The sequence below is a fragment of the Aeribacillus sp. FSL W8-0870 genome (assembly GCF_037963755.1).
Classification (GTDB): domain Bacteria; phylum Bacillota; class Bacilli; order Bacillales; family Aeribacillaceae; genus Aeribacillus; species Aeribacillus composti.
This window is the reverse complement of sequence record NZ_CP150165.1, coordinates 1,482,649-1,501,504: the sequence shown is the minus strand read 5'-3', so window position 1 is coordinate 1,501,504 and position 18,856 is coordinate 1,482,649. Positions and strand designations below refer to the sequence as shown.

General features: G+C 38.4%; 18 protein-coding genes and 1 pseudogene. 8 read left to right on the top strand and 11 right to left on the bottom strand.

The annotated features are described in order from the left end of the window. Positions 1-217: 217 nt before the first annotated feature. The gene (locus NSU02_RS07240; protein ID WP_063389375.1) at positions 218-964 is read right to left on the bottom strand and encodes a FadR/GntR family transcriptional regulator; all 747 of its coding nucleotides are present in this window, start codon (positions 962-964) and stop codon (positions 218-220) included. A gap of 491 nt (positions 965-1,455) precedes the next feature. Here NSU02_RS07240 and NSU02_RS07235 point away from each other — a divergent pair, with 491 nt between their 5' ends. Both NSU02_RS07235 and NSU02_RS07230 read left to right on the top strand, forming a co-directional pair. Next, on the top strand, positions 1,456-3,234 hold the full coding sequence (locus NSU02_RS07235; RefSeq protein WP_339195017.1) for a DUF4080 domain-containing protein: 1,779 nt from the start codon (positions 1,456-1,458) through the stop codon (positions 3,232-3,234). 112 nt (positions 3,235-3,346) lie between these two features. Continuing rightward, positions 3,347-5,164 (top strand): IS1182 family transposase, encoded by a 1,818-nt coding sequence (locus tag NSU02_RS07230; RefSeq protein ID WP_339195015.1) that lies wholly within the window; start codon positions 3,347-3,349, stop codon positions 5,162-5,164. On the opposite strand, the gene NSU02_RS07225 is transcribed toward NSU02_RS07230, so the two are convergent. The 4 genes from NSU02_RS07225 to NSU02_RS07210 form a co-directional block, all read right to left on the bottom strand. Beyond that, positions 5,117-5,266, bottom strand: coding sequence for a hypothetical protein (locus NSU02_RS07225; RefSeq protein ID WP_339195013.1), 150 nt, complete (start codon positions 5,264-5,266; stop codon positions 5,117-5,119). The genes NSU02_RS07230 and NSU02_RS07225 overlap by 48 nt on opposite strands. Next, positions 5,256-5,411, bottom strand: coding sequence for a hypothetical protein (locus tag NSU02_RS07220; RefSeq protein WP_094245525.1), 156 nt, complete (start codon positions 5,409-5,411; stop codon positions 5,256-5,258). Before NSU02_RS07220 ends, NSU02_RS07225 begins: the two co-directional genes overlap by 11 nt. 396 nt (positions 5,412-5,807) lie before the next feature. After that, positions 5,808-7,793 carry a penicillin-binding transpeptidase domain-containing protein gene (locus NSU02_RS07215; protein WP_339195716.1) on the bottom strand — a complete coding sequence of 662 codons (1,986 nt, stop codon included), beginning with the start codon at positions 7,791-7,793 and terminating at the stop codon, positions 5,808-5,810. A gap of 48 nt (positions 7,794-7,841) precedes the next feature. Continuing rightward, positions 7,842-9,197: a TrkH family potassium uptake protein gene (locus NSU02_RS07210; protein WP_063389377.1), complete on the bottom strand. Its 1,356-nt coding sequence runs from the start codon at positions 9,195-9,197 to the stop codon at positions 7,842-7,844. Between the two features lie 234 nt (positions 9,198-9,431). Between NSU02_RS07210 and NSU02_RS07205 the strand changes: the two genes are divergently transcribed. Next, the gene (locus tag NSU02_RS07205; protein ID WP_339195010.1) at positions 9,432-10,130 is read left to right on the top strand and encodes a DUF1836 domain-containing protein; all 699 of its coding nucleotides are present in this window, start codon (positions 9,432-9,434) and stop codon (positions 10,128-10,130) included. 45 nt (positions 10,131-10,175) lie between these two features. Here the strand turns inward: NSU02_RS07205 and NSU02_RS07200 are convergent, their stop codons facing one another. Next, entirely contained in the window at positions 10,176-10,400 is a 225-nt protein-coding gene (locus tag NSU02_RS07200; protein WP_063389379.1) for a hypothetical protein, read from the bottom strand. Between the two features lie 89 nt (positions 10,401-10,489). Between NSU02_RS07200 and NSU02_RS07195 the strand changes: the two are divergent. Beyond that, a pseudogene (locus tag NSU02_RS07195) lies at positions 10,490-10,972 on the top strand (IS1595 family transposase); the annotation flags it as partial. On the opposite strand, the gene NSU02_RS07190 reads toward NSU02_RS07195, so the two are convergent. The 4 genes from NSU02_RS07190 to NSU02_RS07175 form a co-directional block, all read right to left on the bottom strand. Next, the gene (locus NSU02_RS07190) at positions 10,964-11,179 is read right to left on the bottom strand and encodes a DUF6366 family protein (protein ID WP_339195006.1); all 216 of its coding nucleotides are present in this window, start codon (positions 11,177-11,179) and stop codon (positions 10,964-10,966) included. The pseudogene NSU02_RS07195 and the gene NSU02_RS07190 overlap by 9 nt on opposite strands. Positions 11,180-11,523: 344 nt before the next feature. Further along, positions 11,524-12,414, bottom strand: a complete 891-nt coding sequence (locus tag NSU02_RS07185; protein ID WP_066250827.1) for a glycine betaine ABC transporter substrate-binding protein — start codon at positions 12,412-12,414, stop codon at positions 11,524-11,526. A gap of 50 nt (positions 12,415-12,464) precedes the next feature. Further along, on the bottom strand, positions 12,465-13,325 hold the full coding sequence (locus tag NSU02_RS07180) for a proline/glycine betaine ABC transporter permease (RefSeq protein WP_277986810.1): 861 nt from the start codon (positions 13,323-13,325) through the stop codon (positions 12,465-12,467). Beyond that, positions 13,315-14,517, bottom strand: coding sequence for a glycine betaine/L-proline ABC transporter ATP-binding protein (locus NSU02_RS07175; protein WP_339195000.1), 1,203 nt, complete (start codon positions 14,515-14,517; stop codon positions 13,315-13,317). The genes NSU02_RS07180 and NSU02_RS07175 overlap by 11 nt, the downstream gene beginning before the upstream one ends. 373 nt (positions 14,518-14,890) lie before the next feature. Between NSU02_RS07175 and NSU02_RS07170 the strand changes: the two genes are divergently transcribed. The 3 genes from NSU02_RS07170 to NSU02_RS07160 all read left to right on the top strand — a co-directional run bounded on the left by NSU02_RS07170 (position 14,891) and on the right by NSU02_RS07160 (position 16,436). Further along, positions 14,891-15,085, top strand: a complete 195-nt coding sequence (locus NSU02_RS07170) for an alpha/beta-type small acid-soluble spore protein (RefSeq protein WP_063389383.1) — start codon at positions 14,891-14,893, stop codon at positions 15,083-15,085. Between the two features lie 175 nt (positions 15,086-15,260). Then, a complete protein-coding gene (locus tag NSU02_RS07165) occupies positions 15,261-15,428 on the top strand; it encodes a twin-arginine translocase TatA/TatE family subunit (protein WP_063389384.1) in 168 nt (55 codons plus the stop codon). Positions 15,429-15,593: 165 nt separating this feature from the next. Next, positions 15,594-16,436 carry a Ku protein gene (locus tag NSU02_RS07160; protein WP_066250830.1) on the top strand — a complete coding sequence of 281 codons (843 nt, stop codon included), beginning with the start codon at positions 15,594-15,596 and terminating at the stop codon, positions 16,434-16,436. Here NSU02_RS07160 and NSU02_RS07155 read toward each other — a convergent pair. Further along, a complete protein-coding gene (locus tag NSU02_RS07155) occupies positions 16,433-16,960 on the bottom strand; it encodes an HAD family hydrolase (RefSeq protein ID WP_063389386.1) in 528 nt (175 codons plus the stop codon). The two genes, NSU02_RS07160 and NSU02_RS07155, sit on opposite strands and share 4 nt — an antisense overlap. A gap of 33 nt (positions 16,961-16,993) precedes the next feature. Between NSU02_RS07155 and NSU02_RS07150 the strand changes: the two genes are divergently transcribed. Then, positions 16,994-18,793: a DNA ligase D gene (locus tag NSU02_RS07150; protein WP_339194996.1), complete on the top strand. Its 1,800-nt coding sequence runs from the start codon at positions 16,994-16,996 to the stop codon at positions 18,791-18,793. The last annotated feature ends 63 nt before the right edge of the window (positions 18,794-18,856 follow it).

Below are 18,856 nucleotides of genomic sequence, written 5' to 3'. Positions count from 1 at the left end.
CAACAGGTCATCTGATGACTAGAAAGGAATATGCTTGCTTTATTCATAAAAAAAGCCGCCAACATCTTTGAGATGTCAGCAGCTATCCTTTGTCGAAGCGGGCCAAACGGGTTTCTCCCGAAAAATTTTTTATTGCCGCAAAAAACAATAGTTCTTTTGTCAGTTCAAGTCAGAGATGGCATGTGTAAAAACGCTTGCATCATATGTCAATTCCTAGTTAAAAAGACTCTGTTTTAGCCCCTGTTTTTATATGGGCTTTATGATGTTTTTTCAAAACCTTTTCAACATTTGTCAGGTGTGCGAGCATTAAATGCTGTGCTTCTTCCGCGTTTTGTTGTTCAATTGCTGTAAAGATGGCTTTATGCTCTTGAAAAATTCGTTCTGCGGTTACTTGCTCTGAATAAAGCCAAATTTTTCGTGTTTCCCGCATCGTTTCAACAATCATGTCGGCTACATTGTTCATTAAGCTTAATAAAATGGGGTTTTGCGTAGCGGCTGCGATCGCTTTATGAAACTTCCAATCCGCTTTTTCTCCTAATTCTTCATCGTTTATATGGATAAGCATTTCGTCAAGCGCAGCTTTCATATCATGGAGATTTTGCTCCGTCCGCTTTGCTGCAGCAGTAAATGCAGCACCGACTTCTAATATTTTTCTAACCTCTAATAAATGTTCAATATCTTTCATATTCATTAACGCCGCTGTCGAAAGAGAAAACGTGAATGACATGGGATCAAACTCTTTTACAAACGTTCCTTCCCCTTGTTTCATTTCAACAATCCCCATTGCTCTTAATGCGCTTAATGCTTCACGAATCGCTGCACGGCCGACTTGAAAATTTTCAGCAAGCTGATGAACGGATTCCAATTTTTCTCCTGGTTTTATTTCTCCTTTTTTAATCATATCTAAAAGGGCTTCCGCCACTTCTTCATAAAGCTTTCTCGGTTTGATTTGTTTATATTCCATTTGCTTCACCCCAAAGTTCAACTAAACAAAATGAAGTCCAAAATATCGGTACATTTATTTTACTGGAAAAGACTTATAAAAATCAAAGTGTTGGCGAAAAAATAACAACGTCTAACCATAAACTTTTTCTTTTTTGACAACTTTTTTGGAAGGAATCATAGACCTGTGTCTCCGAAATCGCGCAAATGACTGAATGAAACTTCATCATAAAAAAAGAGAAATTTGTCTAAACTCTTAAACAATGCTTCATCCGTTACGAACGTCTAATATGTAACTCACTTTTACTGTACCAGTTAAAATGACAAAAACACTCGACGAATATGCTTTATAGCTGTAGACTTGTTAAGGTGATTGATAGAAACGGAAAAGAACGCGTACGAAAAACTTATCAAAAGGGTGAATCCCTGCTTCTTCTTATTTGAAAAGAATATGTTACAATAATGTAGAAAATCGCTACTTCTCAATATCCATTATGAAAAAGGTGTGGAAATATGAACATCATTGTCAGTTCATTAAATGCCAAATACATTCATATGAACTTGGCTATACGTTATTTAAAAGCATATGCCGAGCCAGAATTTCAAGTTCAAATGGCAGAATATACGATAAAAGATCCCGCGATGAACATTGTAACAGATTTGTTTCGAAAAAAACCGGACATAATCGGTTTTAGCTGTTACATATGGAACATTGCAGAAACAATCAAAGTGGCGAAAATACTGAAAAAAATAAAGCCGGAAACCATCATTGTCTTTGGTGGGCCTGAAGTATCATATGATACGAAAGAATGGCTTGAAAAAATCCCAGAGATTGATTTTATTATCGTAGGAGAAGGGGAAGAAACGTTTAAGCAGTTTTTGCGGGAAGCACATGGAAACCAAGAATGGGAAAACGTGAGCGGTTTAGCTTTTCGAAAAGACGGAGCAGTCATTGTAAATCCGCAGAGGAACAAAATTGATCTGCGAATGATGCCGTCGCCTTTTCGATTTGAAGAAGATGTGCCACATCTTAGCAAACGGATTGTTTATATTGAAACGAGCCGCGGCTGCCCCTTCAACTGCCAATTTTGCTTATCTTCCATTGAGGTTGGGGTTCGTTATTTTGATCGGGAGAAAATCAAGGAAGATATTCGCTATTTAATGAAAAACGGTGCGAAAACAATTAAATTTGTCGACCGAACGTTTAACATCAGCCGGAAATATGCGATGGACATGTTTCAATTTTTAATTGATGAACATGTTCCGGGCGTCGTGTTCCAGTTCGAAATAACTGGCGACATTATGCGCCCGGAAGTGATTCAATTTTTAAATGACAACGCACCGAAAGGACTTTTCCGATTCGAGATCGGCGTTCAATCAACAAACGATTTCACAAACGAATTAGTGAAACGGAAGCAAAACTTCGCAAAACTGTCCAGAACGGTGACGATGATCAAACAAGGCGGAAAAATAGATCAGCACCTTGATTTAATTGCCGGACTTCCTGAAGAAGACTACAACTCTTTTCGCAAAACTTTTAACGATGTGTTTGCATTAAGACCTGAAGAACTGCAGCTTGGTTTTTTAAAATTGCTCAGAGGGACTGGTCTTCGAATTGGAGCTAAACATTTTGGCTACGTGTATATGGATGAACCGCCATACGAAATTTTAAGCAACAACGTTCTCTCTTTTGAAGATATTCTCAAAATTAAACAGGTGGAAGATGTTCTTGAGAAATTTTGGAACGACCATCGAATGGACGCGACAGTAGAATATTTAGTAGAAGAAGTGTTTGAGACGCCTTTTGATTTCTTTCAAGAATTTGGCGCCTACTGGGATGAACGCGGATGGGCAAGAATTGGTCATCAGCTCGAAGATTTGTTTCGAAGATTATTTTCGTTTATTCAAGAACGCAAACGAGAACATTTGCCAATTGTTGAAGGGTTTCTGAAATACGATTATTTGCGCAATCAGAAGCAAAAGCCGCGAAAGCCATGGTGGGATGAAAAGCTTAAAAAACAGGAGCAATCAGCAATCTATCAATTTATCCTGTCCAACCCTGAAATGCTTGGAAAAACCTTTTTAAATCTGTCTCTTTCGGAAAAAGATTTATATAAGCATACGGTTTTAGAAATTCTTCCATTTAATCCTGAGCTGTATTTGCAAAAAAAGATATTAGTAAAAGAGCCGGCAATTTTGTTAGTTTATTACAACTATTGCGATCACCAGCCGCATATGTTTTCTTTTCCGTATACTGCGCTGAAAAAGGGGCTGTCCAAAAAGTCAGGGTAACTGACTTTTTGGAGCCCCTCATTTTTTCACTTTTTAAAAAAAATGCACAAAAAAATCGTCCTTTCTAGTAAAATGAAGTTACCACACAACATTACAGAAAGGACGATTTTTTATGAGCAATCAAATGATTACTCGTGAAAATTATAACACACAAATGACACTTCCTCTAGATGGAAAAGAAGAAAAAACTCCTGCCAAAAGAAATTTAGCCCCTACTTTCAAACCATATGACAACCGTCAAGTTCAAATGATTTATGATATTGAATCTCTTATACCCGAACATCACGTGGCACGTGTCGTGGACGAAATGGTGGAGGCGATACCAGATAAACAATTGTTTTCTCATTATAAAGGCGGCGGCAGAAGTTCCTATCATCCCAAAATGATGCTGAAAATCATTCTGTATGCTTATTCTCAAAAGGTTTATTCCTGCCGAGGAATCGAAAAACTCGTTAAAGAAAATATTCCTGCCATGTGGCTTTCAGCGATGCAACAACCAGATTTTCGCACCATTAATGAGTTCCGAGGGGAACGGATGAAAGCTTTCATGGATGAGCTCTTTGAAGTCATGATTCTCAAATTGATAAAAGAACATTACATCACAATGGAAAACTACTTTTTGGATGGCACTAAGATCGAAGCCAATGCCAATAAGTATTCTTTTGTGTGGAAAAAATCCACTTTGAAATTCGAAGAGAAATTAAAAGAAAAAATCCAAGAAACACTAAAGCACATTCATGAATTAACCCAATTAGAAGCCGGAACAGGGCAAAAGGAAAGCGATCAACATACAGAGATCACCGAACAAAACATGGAGGAAATCGCAAAAGAAATAGAAGAAAAAGTTGAAACGCTAACGGAAGAAATCGAAAAGGAGACCGATACATCCATTCGGAAAGAGAAGCGAAAAAAACGCAGTCAATTAAAGAAATCGGTGAAACAAATTCGGGAAGATTTCCTGCCCCGAATGGCAAGATACAAGGAACAAAAGGAAATGTTCGGTGACCGTAACAGCTACTCGAAAACAGACAAAGACGCAACCTTCATGCGCATGAAAGAAGACCATATGAAAAACGGTCAGCTCAAGCCCGGATACAACGTGCAAATGGGGACAGAGAATCAGTTTATCTTGTTTTATACCATTCATCAACGACCGACCGATACACGTTGCTTTATCCCACATATGGAGAAGCTAGCCTCCAGTTCATTACCGATGCCCAAAACGGTCATTGCGGATGCAGGCTATGGTAGTGAAGAAAACTATGTATATGCAGTTGGTGATGAGAAAGAGCCCCGTTTTGAGTTTCTAATTCCTTATGGGAGCTATGTAAAAGAACAAACACGTACATACAAAAAAGACATTAAAAATGCCAAAAACTGGACCTATTGTGAAGAGGATGATTGTTTTATTTGCCCGAATGGAAGGAGAGTAACGTTTAAAAAATACCAAAACAAAAAGAATCCATCTGGCTATGAACAAAGCTTCAAAATATACGAATGTGAAGATTGTACCGATTGCCCATTGAAAGCGAAATGCACAAAAGCGAAGGGAAATCGTCAAGTTCACTGGAATCCCATCTTCGAAGAAATGAAAGCAAAGGCCAAAACAGCCCTTGAATGTGAAGAGAAAGCCGCCATCTACGCTCGACGCAAAGTCGAGGCAGAAAGTGTGTTCGGTCACATCAAGGGCAATCGGTCGTTCCGCAGATTTTCTTTGCGGGGCCTCGACAAGGTACATGTTGAGTTTGGGATTGTGGCATTAGCCCACAACATACTGAAAGTAGCCGGTATCCGCCAGCTACTTTCAGATAAAAATCGAAAAAATATAAAAGCAAGTGGAGAGAAACGAATTGTTTTTCTCCACTTGCTTCATTTTAGGGACTTATCGGACAGCCCCTTTTGTTTTTGTTTTTCTTTTGTTTTCTTCTAAAATATCGTAAATTTTCGCAGCATTAAAATCTCCCAGTTCATTGCCAAATTCCAAATCTTGTTTCACATCTTTTTTGTTCTTTACGTTTTTATTATGATCCATGTGCTTTCCCCTTTTTTGAATTTCGGTTAGCCCCTTTCATCGGGTCTTCATCTGTATAGGATGCTGAAAATTCTTTTTCAGGAAGGCTTTCTGTTGGTGTTTTGCTCGTTTTTTCTGCTTGATTATATGCTTGTTTCCTCTTCAATCTGCATCCTCCTTTCTTTTTTATCTTTTTCAGAAACAAACCATTTATTCAGCTGTTTCTATAAAAGATGGAAAAAGGGATGTGCTTCCATATGGATGCCCAATCGTCAATGTTTTAGAAGTTTTTTCGATTACTCCGCAAGGGTATTTTGTGCTTCTTTTATAACGGGTTATGCGGCAATTTTGATGTTTTATACTTCAAGCTATTCGGCAATTTTGGACCGTTTTCTGTTTTGCAGCTAAAAAAAGTGATGATTTAGCACTTTGTTTACATAAAAAAAGAACCGCTCTTATTTGGCGTAATTTCGAAAAACTGCCAAACAATGAAAGAAGCGATTCATGACATCACTGAAATTCGTTTATTCTATTCATCTTCGCAATGGATGGTTGACCTTTTTTACTTTCTAGCTTTGAAAATATTTTTTACTTTCGAAACCACGTAATGGCTTCCTCCGCGATCTTCAACACGTTCAATCATCATCGTTATTAAAAGATCTTTTTTATCCGCATCAACAGCAACAAACCAACCGTTTTCCTGACCTTTTTCTCCTTTTGCCGCTTTCAGCTCTGCCGTTCCTGTTTTTCCAGCCAGCTTCAATCCTGGAGTTCGAGGTTTATACGCCGTTCCGTTCGGATCCTCCACCACTTGAATCAAATCTTGAAAAATCAAATTCGCATGTTCCTTTGAAACAACATGGCTTTTCCAATTGGATGGTGTCTTCTCTTCTTCTTTTATTAATACGGGCTTAATCATGTTTCCGCCATTGATAAATACTGTAAAGGTGTATGATAAATGAAGAGGAGTGATTTGAATTTGTCCCTGTCCATATCCAGAATCGGCTAAAAGCACTTCATTATCCATACCGTTATTTGCAATTTTCGATGTTTCAACAGGAAACGGAAAATCAATTTTTTCATTAAATGCAAAGGACTCTAGTCCTTTTATAAATTTTTCGGCTCCAATATTTAAAGCAGCCTGAGCGAAGTAAATATTATCTGAATAGGCAAGAGCAGCGCGCAAATCAACTTGTGTTGCAGGGGATGGAACCCGCTTAATATAATAATTGCCCCAGCTCCCGTCTTTTTGCCAAGTATCTTTTGGAATGGAAATCTTTTTATTCGGATCAATCGTTCCGGTATTGAGCCCAATCGCTGCTGTGAGCGGCTTTAAAACAGAACCAGGTGTATACAAATTTTTGAACTTAGCCATAAACGGTTTATTCGGATCATCTTTTTTCTTCTTGTATTCCGTCAAAAAATCGTTCGGATCATAGGACGGTGCACTGACCATAGCCAGAGTTTCTCCGGTTTTTGGATTGATTGCGACACTTGCACCGGAATCAGTTGATAATTCTTTGTAAATATTTTGCTGAAGATCAGCATCAATTGTAAGGTAAATATCGTTTCCGTTCTCAGCTTCTTTTTTGGCGATCACTTCATCTGTTCCTTTTACTTTGATGATCCAGCCTGTCGTTCCGTGCAGCTCATCTTCAAAAACTTGCTCCAATCCAGCTGCGCCAATTTGCTCAGAAGAGCTGTACCCTTTTTCCTCATATTTCTCAAGCTCTTCTTTATACATTGACCGCAAATAGCCAGTCAAGTGGGCAGCGCTCTCGCCAAAAGGATACATTCTTCCCGTTACATTTTTTTTCTTAACGGAAGGAATGGCTAAAAGTTTGTTGACAAGCTCTGTGTCAGCCGGATTTACGATTTTCAGCGGGACGAATGAGTCCTCCTTCACCCAGCCTTGGGATAATTTTTTCTCAATTTCCTCCTTGGAAACTTCAAGAAGCTTCGCTGTTTGTTCCAAAATGGTTTCTTTTTGCTCCTTCATTTCTCCCGGTACTACACCGATTTCAAACAACAGGCCATTGATGGCAAGTCCTTTTCCATTTCGGTCAAAAATCTCCCCTCTTTCCGGCGCGATCGGCTGGATGGAAATTTCTTCTTCTTCATCAAGCTGAGGAAAAATAAAGGAAGGATTCCATTCAATTCGCCAATCGTTTCCATTATCTGTTTCTTCTTTTTTTAAAACGGCTTTGTTTTCAAAGCTTATTTTCCCCGCTAATGTTTCCATTGAAACAGCAAATGGGAATGTAATATTTCCGTTTTTATCAGGCTTTATTTCTTCTTTCGGTTTCTTAAAGTCGATTTTCAGCTGTTTCACACCTGAATCTTGATAAATTTTTTCATAGCGGGAAACAAATTCGTCTTTTTTGATATTTTTTTTCACATTGGCAGTCAATTGGTCATACATTTCCGAAAAATTTTGGTCTCTCCAATTGGCAACAAAGTCTGCAAAACGATCCTCCGGCTTTGGATCTTTAGAACATCCCGAAAAAAGCACCAGCACGACAAAAACACTAAAAAAAAGCTTTCGAATCCGCACAAAAATTCCCCCTCTCCCCTATGATTTTATCACAATTCTTTTTTATCCAATAATTACCCGTTCTTTCGGATAATGATAATTGGCTTCCTTCCTCTGTTTTCCAATTAAAAAGATAAACGATAAAATGCCGATCCGACCAATAAACATCATGATCATGATTATGATTTTTCCGATCGGACTAAGTTCAGGTGTAATGCCAAGCGAAAGCCCTGTTGTTCCAAAGGCTGAACAAACTTCAAAGATAATTTCCATTAACGTAAACCGTTCTGTTGCAGATAATATGACAATCGAAGTTAAGCACAAAATAACAGAAACTGTCATAACGGCAATTGATTTTTTTATATCATCTGGGTGTATTTCCCGTTTAAATACTTTCACCGTGCTGGAACCTTTCGCAAAATGAAAGGCAACTAGCAAAATGACTGCAACGGTAGTCGTTCGAACCCCGCCACCCACAGAGCTTGGCGAAGCACCTATAAACATAAATATGGACATAATCAGCAAAGTCGTCTCGCTGAACATGCTGACATCCATTGTATAAAGCCCTGTGCTCCTTGTGGTAGCTGATTGAAACAGAGCATAGAAGAAAGATTCGAGAAAACTTTTATCAGATAAATAATTGCCTGATTCTATTAGATAGATCAGGATTGTTCCAATAACGACCAATGCGAAAAATGTCACAGTTGTCAATTTTGTGTACAAAGAAAACCGGTATGTCCTTTTTGTTCCAATTGTCAAAATAAAGTTTTTTGTCTCAATCAAAACTGGAAATCCGATAGCTCCCAGCGTCATTAAAATAATATGAACCATTTGGACAAAATAATCATGTGCAAAAGGTACGAGCGACGAACCGCTTATATCAAAGCCGGCATTCGTTGTGGCGCTGATGGCAGAAAACATGCCATGCAAATAAGCTTCCTTCCATTCCGGAAAATATTTTAAATAATATGTGCCTAATATGATGGTTCCGATCAGTTCAATAATCAAAATCATCAACATAATTTGCCTCATTAAATTTACAATGCCGGACAAATTCAATTGATTTTGATCAACCATGATCAACTGACGTTCCCTTAAGCCTATTTTTTTGCCTAAAACGAGCCAAAACAATGTGCCCAACGTCATGATGCCGATGCCGCCAATTTGGAGAACAATCATTAAAATAAAAATCCCCGGAACGGTAAACGTATCAATAATTGAAACAGTTGTCAGCCCTGTTACACTTACTGCACTAACAGCAGTAAACAATGCATCCAAAAACGTCCATTCGGCATCCGGTTTGTGAACAAACGGCAAACTGAGCAAAATGACCGCAACTGTGATAGCTAAAAAATAAAAAATAGCAAGCATCTGAGCTGGTGATAGTGAAACTAATCGATTACGAATATTTACTAGCATCCTTGTTCAATCCTTTTTTTTACTGCTCATACTATCATAAAGAAAGTACAAGTTTTTTTAAAGAGGTTTTTCCAATTTTGATCATCGAAACTGAAAAATTTGTTATTGTGTCAATTTCTACAAATTCATACTCAAGAAAAATTTATCTGAACTTATTAATTCCATATAAAATGCTTGTTTTTTTATATCTTTTTATTAAAAATAAGGGTAGGCTGTTTAATAAAGGGGGATGTTATGGGAAAAATTCAATTGCGCCGTTCCGTTATGGTTCAATTATTACTATCTTTAAAAGGAATACACGAATTATCCCCTGAAGAAGTGATGAAACAACAATTGCCCTCTGATCAAACAAACCAAATACCTGGCTTCATCAAAAAATTGAGCAAACAAAGAGACAAAGGAGAGCTTGGACTGTCAACGAATGAAATCGTCATCTTAGGAAATTTTTGCGAACTAACTTCCTTGAAATCAACTTCCGTTCAAAATTGGGTCAAGCGTGATATAAAAGAAATCATCGGTCCTCCTGAACTTGGAAAAAAATATTCGGTCGAACAAGCTGCTTTATTGTTAATTGTAAAAGATTTAAAAACCATATTCGACTTTGAAACTGTCCGTTCCTTATTGATGAAAGTTTTTAATACGATTTCCGACCGGAATGATGATTTAATCAGTCCGTTAATGTTTTATAAATTATATACAGATGTGTTGGAACAAGTAAAAAATGTCGAGATCGACAACAACCGGCAGTTTGAAAAAAAACTTTTCGTACAAACAAAAAGGCTTCTTCAAAAGCAAACTTCTTTATCGGATGCTCAAATCGACAGCATTTGCCATGTGACGGTTGCTGCGGTATTGGCTGTTTTAACGTATCATTTTCAAACAAGGGCAAAAGCGTTCATTGATAAAGAAAGCGAATCGACAAAAAATAGATAATAACTAACTTTTAGATCGGGAATTGCGGTTGTGCAATTCCCGAAGTTATTTTCGGGCTTGACTACTTTTAGCCGAACCTTTTATGTAAAATTCGAGAGCCCTCATGTCTTCAAGCAATTCCTTTTTCATTCGTTCAAAAGCTGTATAACGCTCGTATGTAAAATCCATTTTTTCTTCCATCATCTTGACCATTTCATGAAAATGGTTTGAAATTCTTTGTAAGCTATTTTCCATCATGTTAAGATAAACATCATTTTTTTGATGATTCAAATAAGTCCCCTCCTTATAGCAGCCAATACCTATATAATAACAAAGAAACGGCAAAGGGCAACATTTTTAAGGGAGCGTAAAATCACATAGAAAAGGCGTGAAAGAAAAGAGGGATTTCTCATTTTACAATCGCAGTTGTCGCAGCACAAGATAGAAATGGCAATATGATTGCTCGAAAAACAGGAACAGGGCGTGTTAAAGCCGAAGAAATTGAACTGTGATAAGTGAGTTTATTCACCTTTCCGCTTTGCTATGCACTGATACAGCAACGAATTATAAAAAGCTTGCCAAATTGAAGGGGATGTTGGTCAATGAACGCCAAAAGCAACGTGTTAAGGAAGAAATTTATCTTATTCAACACGTTAACAATTTCCACAATCGTTTGAAAGGTTGGGTGGAAAGGTTCTAAAGGGTTGGAACTCGTTATTTGGATCACTGCCTTTATTAGTTCCGTTGATTAATAAAGAAAGGATTTAACATTTGATAAACGTGTTATTTCAGCTTGTCAAAAATCAAATTATACAACTAAGAAGTGCATAATAAAAGACCTCAAAGCACTCTCCTTACTTTAAGAATATTGATGCGGCTATAGAACCTATTATGATCGCAAGAATAGGTATTCCAGTACCCTTCCAACCTAAACTACCTACTAAATCAGCAAGGTTTCCAGTTTCAGCTCTATTAAACGCATCGTTTATATTTCCAGTTGGGTTTCGTATTAATTCTTCTCGTCTTAGTCTTTCTCTTCTTCTTCCAGGTGTTTCTTTGTCTTCGCTCATTATCACACCCCCATTTTTGTAATGCTAACATATGTTCTTCATACTCTTTACATAAATTTTACCTTAAGGTTTATAACATAATTTTAACACATTATGGTAATTTAACAAATTTTCATATAAAAAATCTTTTAGAGAACAGCCTTTACTAAAAATAAACAATGAAATGATCAAAACTAAAGACGCTCCGGACCATGTAAAAATGATAAAAGGGGGTGTCTAATAAGTCGTTTTTACGGCTTATTGACGCCCCCCATTAATGTGTTAGAAACGTTGATATATCGGTGTTTATGATTTTTTGTTTTCAATGGCGATTTGACTTTCTGTATAGCCCCTCTTAAAATAGATCATTCCACACCTTTTGTCCATTCTGCCACTTTACCTTGATTTGCTTCGACCCAATCTTCTGCTGCTTTAGCAGGATCACTGCCTTCTGAAATTTCCAACATGACTTGTTCAATATCTTCAGCAGTCCATGAGAATTGATCCAAAATTTTATATGCTTTCGGCATATCTTCTTTTAATCCCTTTCGAACGATTGTTGATATATGTTCTTCTTTCCCAAAGGAGCCTTTCGGATCTTCCAAAAATTTTAAGTCATATGCAGCAAATTTCCAATGCGGGGACCAGCCTGTCACGACAATTGGTTCTTTATTTTTATAAGCTTCCCCTAAAGCCGTTGCCATAGCTCCGCTTGAAGATGTTTGGACTTGCCAGCCTTTTAGGCTTTCATATGTTTTAACAGCGTTTTCCGCTGATTTTACAACGCCCGCTCCAGGTTCAATGCCTGTAATCGTTTTGTTTAATTTGCCAGCATATTGATCGAGCTCTTCAATTGATTGAATGTCCATATATTTCGGAACGACGAGCCCGATTTTCGCACCCTCCAAGTTTGGACCTAAATCCTCCAGCTGATCTTTATATTCTTCATATAAATCTCCGTGAGTAGCCGGCAGCCAGGCGGCAACCATGCCGTCTGCCTCACCTTTTGCAACAGATTCCCACATAACAGCATTATCAACAGGTGTAATGTCCACATCGAATCCTTGATCTTCTAAAACTTTTTTGATGACATGGGCGGAGGCGACTTCCGTATCCCATTCCACGTAAACCAATTTTATTTTTCCTTCATCTGCCGCCCCGCCTTCAGATCCCCCGTTTGATCCGCAGCCAGCCACTAAAAGCGACAAGGAAATTCCGGCAACAAGTCCTAGGCGTTTCCAAATTCGTTTAAACATAAATATCAAAACTCCTTTTTAATTTTTCAATTCGAAAAGAGACCAACTTGCTATACATGATCATGCTTCTTGTTCATGCTTTGAGTGAAGCGGTCGATAATGATGGCTAATATGACAATACCGATACCTGCAACAAATCCGGGACCAATTTGAGCGCGCTGCAAAGCGGATAACACGTTTCTTCCAAGTCCCGGCGCTCCAATCATCGAGGCAATGACAACCATTGATAATGCCAGCATGACGGTTTGATTGATTCCGGCCATAATTGTGGCTCTCGCCATCGGCAGTTCTACTTTAAATAGTTTTTGAACTGCTGTGCTACCGAATGCATCAGAAGCTTCAATCAATTCTTTCGGCACCTGGCGAATTCCTAAATTCGTAAAACGAACGGTAGGAGGTGTCGCGAAAATTAATGATGCAAACACTCCCGGCACCATGCCGATGCCAAAAAAAGCAACGGCAGGTATTAAGTAGACAAATGCAGGCATCGTTTGCATAAAATCCAAGATAGGAGTAATCATTGCTTCCGCTGTTCTGCTTTTAGACATTAAAATACCTATTGGAATACCGATGATGACGGATAATAAACTTGCGATCAAAACTAAAGTAAATGTACTTATTAAATGATCCCAAAGCTCTTGGTTGTAAATAAACCAAAGGCCGACGATGGAAAATGCCGGCAGGCCAAACTTTTTTCCGCTTATAAAAAAGGCAATAACGGCAACGATCAATATGACTAGAACAGGCGGCACAGCCCCCAACAAATCCGCCACATATTCCATTAAATCCTCAAAATATTTTTTTAACGGATCAAACAAAAACGAAAAAGAATTTGTCACCCAGTCCGTAAATTGTTTGATCTTTTCCGCAACTGGAATTTTCGGAACAAAATCCAACACATTATTCAGCACTGTTTGTGCTCACCTCGCTTTCACCTGCAAGAGCCGCGATGACTGACCCGCGAACGATAATCCCTATTAATTTTTCCTTTTCGACCACTGCTACTGGTATCGGCGAGTCGTGGATGACCGTAAAAATATCATACATTGGTGTGTCCTTTTCAACCTTCGGAACATTTGTCCGCAATATTTCTTCAATATCACGAACATCTTTTTTTCTTGCTTCTGATGCATCATCAGCTGTTACATAACCTTTTAAATTCCGTTTGCTGTCAACAACGAAAATGGTGGATATCCCTTCTTCTCTCATTCTTTCCAATGCAACACGCGGTCCATGCTTTTCAATATTGATCGTTTCGGGCCGTTTCATAATATGCTGCGCCGTCAATATTTTCGATCTGTCTACATCTTCAACGAATTTTTCGACATAGTCGTTTGCCGGATTCATTAAAATCTCTTCGGGCGTACCGATTTGAACAATCGCTCCGTCTTTCATTAAGGCAATCCGGTCTCCAAGCCGCAAAGCCTCATCTAAATCATGTGTAATAAATATAATGGTTTTCTTCATCGTCCCTTGAAGATCGAGCAATTCATCCTGCATTTCTTTTCGGATAAGCGGATCCAAGGCTGAAAAGGCCTCATCCATTAACAGCACTTCAGGATCATTTGCCAATGCTCTCGCAAGTCCTACGCGCTGCTGCATTCCGCCTGACAGCTGATTAGGCTTTTGCTCCAAATATTGTCCTAATCCGACCATTTCAAGCGCTTTGATTGCCTTCTCCCTTCGTTCTTCTTTTGGGACCTTTTGAATTTCAAGTCCGAATTCTGCATTTTCTAAAACCGTTCGGTGCGGAAATAGGGCAAATCGTTGAAAAACCATGCTGATTTTTTTTCTCCGCACCTCTCGCAATGATTTTTTATCCATTTTTGATAAATTGTCCCCGTCGATAAAAATGCTTCCTTTAGTCGGTTCAATCAACCGGTTGAGCAATCTTATCAATGTGGATTTGCCGCTTCCAGACAACCCCATAATGACGAAAATTTCTCCAGCCTCAACGGAAAAGGAAGCGCGATTCACTCCCACTGTATGTCCGGTTTTTTGTAAAATTTCATGCTTTGAAAATCCTTCATCTAATAGCTTCAATGCTTGAGCGGGGTTTTTACCAAAAATTTTTGTTAAATTTTTCACCTCAATGATCGGCATTTTTTCACCCCTTTTTATAAAATTCAATATTTTCAAAATAATACGCCGATAAAATTGTCATACTAAGCTTTAATAGCTCATAATAAAAATATGTAAACCCGAACGATTCGTTGCTTTATAAGTATAACTAATTTTTCTTGATGGATACAAACGCGGTATATAGCGGATATCTCTTATATTTAATGGTCAGCTTGTACTGAATAGTTTTTTTATATAGTTTTCTTACATTTCCTTTTATATGCTGGTAAATTCATACCAATATCAACATTTTACGGTCAACTACATTGTTTATTTTTAACCAACAAGTTCCACACATCAGATCACTTCTTTTTTGCAAACTATGCGTAAACAGGCAAAAAGGAGTTGAATTCGAATGGCAAGGCGAAATCAATTAATTGTTCCAGGAGTTGAACAAGCTCTTGAACAATTTAAAATGGAAATCGCGCAAGAGTTTGGTGTCCACCTTGGTTCAAATACTACCTCACGCGCAAACGGATCTGTTGGAGGAGAAATGACAAAGCGTTTAATTGCACAAGCTCAGGCTGATTTTAGCGGAAAACAGCCTTAAAATAGACTTTTGTAAATAATACAAACATTTTATCCTTTCCCATGTTCGTCCAAATGCTTCATTTTTCATATTGTTTAGGGTAAAATGATGTTGGATGATGTTTCATAAGTTTTATTTGTTCATGTTCCGATTGCATAACGGCATGAAATGGAACATTTTTTAGGAGGAATAGAACATGGGAATTGGTTGGACAGAATTTATTTTAATCATTTTCGTTGCACTTTTGCTTTTTGGACCGAGCAAGCTTCCGGAGCTTGGAAAAGCAGCAGGAAAAACGCTGCGGGAATTCAAGCTGGCTACAAAAGGAATTCTTGACGAAGAAGAAAAAAATGAAAAAAAATAATTGGTTCAACCGTAAAATCGGCAAATTGCCGATTTTTTCTTTTTTCGGAATTTGTATGAACCGTTTTTCGAGTATGTAACTTACATTTTTTAACACAAATCATTCTGATCCTTTCGCTAAAAATAAAGAGAAAGAAAAGGTAACTTACGGAAAGGCGGAATGAATATGCATACGATGTGGAAAGGTTCCATATCCTTCGGGCTCGTCAACATCCCGGTCAAACTGTTTTCTGCTACAGAAGACAAGGATATGAAATTTCGTCAGCTTCACAAAAAATGCCATACCCCAATTCAATACGCAAAACGTTGTCCAAACTGCGACGAAGAAGTTGGCAACGATGACATTGTGAAAGGGTTCGAATATGTACAAGGCAAATTCATTATTTTAACAGATGAGGAATTAGCAGCTCTGAAGGAAGAAAATGAAGACAAAACGGTTGAAATCGTCGATTTCGTGAATTTGCCGGAAATTGATCCGATTTATTTTAACCGGTCATATTATATCGGTCCAGGCGAAAACGGACAAAAAGTGTATGCATTGCTTCGTGAAGCATTGAAACAATCAGGGAAGATTGGAATTGGAAAGATTTCAATGCGCTCTAAACAACAATTGGCTGTCATCCGGACATATGAGGACGTCATTTTAATGGAAACAATTCATTATCCAGATGAAGTGCGAAACGCCCGTGACGTTCCCGGGGTTCCTCAAAATACCAATATTGAAAAAAAAGAGCTGGACGCTGCCATGCTGCTTATCGATCAGCTGACAACAACGTTCCAACCGGAGAAATATCAAGATGAATACCGTTTACGGATTCAAGAAAAAATTGAAGAAAAAGTACAGCAAAACGAAACAAAAACGGCTGAACCGTCTCCAAAAAAGAACGTGGTCGATTTAATGAGTGCGCTTGAGGCAAGCATCGAACGCTCAAAATCATTAAATAAAAAGGGAGAAGAAAAAAGCGGTGCAGCAGGCAAAAAAACGAAAACGACCCGCAAAAAAGCTTAGCTTTGCCGGACAATAAAGCGGGCGGCCGACAGCAAATCCGGAAAATGAAAATCAGCTATTTTTTCTTGATGGCGGCTGCCTACTAATATCGTTTTAGCTCCTGCAGCCTTTCCGGCAGCGATATCTACTTCACGATCGCCAATCATATAACTGTTCTCTATATTGATGTTATATTTCTTTGCCAAATCAACAATCATCTTCGGCTCCGGCTTACGGCAGGCGCAGCCTTCTTTAGGTGCGTGGGGACAATAGGCAACCTCTTTAATCGTTCCGCCTTTTTTTTCAATTTCACGAACCATTTTTTCATGGATTTTGTGGAGCATTTTTTCTGACATGTATCCTAATCCGATTCCGCCCTGATTTGTGACGACGAAAACGTCAAAATTGGATCTGTTCAAAAGCGCAACAGCTTCAGCTGCTCCTTTTAGCAAATAAAAATCTTCAGGCTTATTTACGAAACGGACACGATTGGTCATCACTTCATTTACAACGCCGTCTCTGTCTAAAAAAACTGCATTTTTCACAAATCTATCCTCCAATCTTTAAGGGTGAACACTATGCAACCGATGATGCCGACATTATCTTTCCATATTCCGGAAGGGGAGCAATGGCTATATGAGCCAAAATATGATGGTTTTCGCGCGATATTGCAAGCGGACGAAGACCGTATTTCTCTCATGAGCCGAAATGGAAACGATTTATCCCCATCGTTCCCGGAAATTAAACATTTTATCGAAAGACAAATAGAAAAATGGCGTCCTTTTTTTCCGCTTGTTTTGGACGGAGAGCTTGTTATGCTCAAAACAGCTTTTTCCGCTGATGTTGCCTCTTTAAAAAGAAAATGGAAAAGAAAAAGCGATGAAACGACCGAAGCATATCAGCTTCTCGTTTTCGATATACTTTTGCTGCAAGGAGAGGATATAACAAAAAAACCCCTTTCCAGCCGAAAAGAACTACTATCCTCCGTATTTCAACAACTCGGTTTACCGCTGCATGTTAGTCCAGAGAATCCGGTCCCGATCCAAATGATTCAAGCATATCATCAGTTTTCCCAATTATGGGAAAAAATTGTCCAGCATGAAGGAGAAGGCGTTGTTTGCAAACATATGTTAAGCACATATGAGAACAAGAAAAGAACATCACAATGGCTGAAAATCAAAAACTTTAAAGAAGCGCTCTTTTTTGTCACTGGATTTGATTCAAACAACGGCTACATGCATATTTCTGTTCATCATAAAGGAGCAATTGTGCAAGCCGGCGTTTTTTCTCACGGTATGCCTGACAACCAAAAACAAGCGTTGTTGGAGATTATAAAAAAGAAAGGAAAAAAGGAAAACCACCTATATACTATAGAGCCGGCCATTTGCATGAAAGTACGGTTTCTTTCCATTGACAGCGGCAGTTTAAGAGAACCTTCTTTCCATTCCTTTGCATTGGAACATGATTGGACAGACTGCACTTTTTTGCAGCTGAAAATGGCTGAAGCCAATGTCAAAGATGTTGCTGTCACACATATTGAAAAACCTCTTTGGCCGAAACATGATATACAAAAACAAGATTTTTTGCTTTATTTATTGGAAATATCCGATTATATGCTTCCATTTTTAAAAGACCGCCCCTTAACGGTGATCCGCTATCCGCACGGTTTGTTGGGAGAAGCATTTTTTCAAAAAAATTGTCCTGATTATGCCCCGGAATTTATTCAGACAAAAACAATCGACGGGATTCATTATATCATTTGCAATGATAAAAAAACGCTTATGTGGCTTGGCAACCAGCTCGCAATTGAATTTCATATCCCCTTTAATACGTGGAAGGAGAAACAGCCGGCAGAAATTGTATTTGATTTAGATCCGCCGTCGAAAAACGAATTTCATTTGGCTGTTTATGCTGCAAACAAGCTGAAGGAATGTTTAGATCGGTTTGAGATTGCCTCCTTTCCAAAGCTTTCCGGAAACAAAGGAATTCAAGTTCATATTCCGATCGGCACCAACATTTTCTCATATGAGGAAACGAGGCGGTTTACGTCTTTTTTCGCTAATTATTTAGCCGAACAGCATCCGAACGAATTTACGATTGAACGCTTGAAGAAAAACCGGGGCAGCCGCCTTTATATTGACTTTTTACAGCATGCAGAGGGAAAAACGATCATTTCACCTTATTCCGTCAGAGGAGTCGAAAATGGAACGGTTGCCGCTCCGCTTCATTGGAATGAAGTCAATGAACAGCTTGATGCTGAATCTTTTACAATGGACTACTGCATCAACAGGGTAAAATCAGGTATTTGTCCAATGAAACATTATTTTTCCATCGATCAGCATGAAAAAATTAAGGCCATCGTCGAGCATTTATTATGAAAACCGCCTATACAACTTGAGCTTCTTCAGCATAGTTTATAACTGAAATAAAACATTTCACAA